This is a genomic window from Methylobacterium oryzihabitans (genome assembly GCF_004004555.2).
GTDB classification, from domain to species: Bacteria; Pseudomonadota; Alphaproteobacteria; order Rhizobiales; family Beijerinckiaceae; genus Methylobacterium; species Methylobacterium oryzihabitans.
On the sequence record NZ_SACP01000133.1, the window covers coordinates 1 to 474 of the forward strand.

Annotated in this window: 1 pseudogene; it reads right to left on the reverse strand. The window is 61.8% G+C overall.

What is annotated here, in order from left to right:
- Positions 1–474, reverse strand: a pseudogene (locus tag EOE48_RS28705) (beta-ketoacyl-[acyl-carrier-protein] synthase family protein); the annotation flags it as partial.

Here is a 474-nt window from a genome sequence, read left to right on the forward strand (position 1 = left end):
TGTTGCTCATGACCGTATCGATCTTGGCGTTTTCCAAGTTTTCGCGCTGGATCGGCAGGTCGTCGACCTACTGGTCCAGTTCGTCGATGTTGGCGGAGCCGGCGATGAAGTTGTTTTCCATCATCAGCAGGCAGTAGATCGCCTCGTGCACGCCAGCAGCGCCCAGCGAGTGACCCGACAGGCTCTTGGTCGAGCTGATCTTCTGTGCCTTGTCGCCGAATACCGCGCGAACGCCCTTGATCTCGGCAACGTCACCGACCGGGGTCGAGGTGCCGTGGGTGTTCAGGTAGTCGATCGGGGTGTCGACGGTGGACAGTGCCTGCTGCATGCAGCGGATGGCGCCTTCGCCGCTCGGGGCAACCATGTCGTAGCCATCGGAAGTCGCACCGTAGCCAACGATTTCGGCGTAGATCTTGGCGCCACGGGCCAGGGCGTGTTCCAGCTCTTCGACCACAACCATGCCGCCACCGCCAG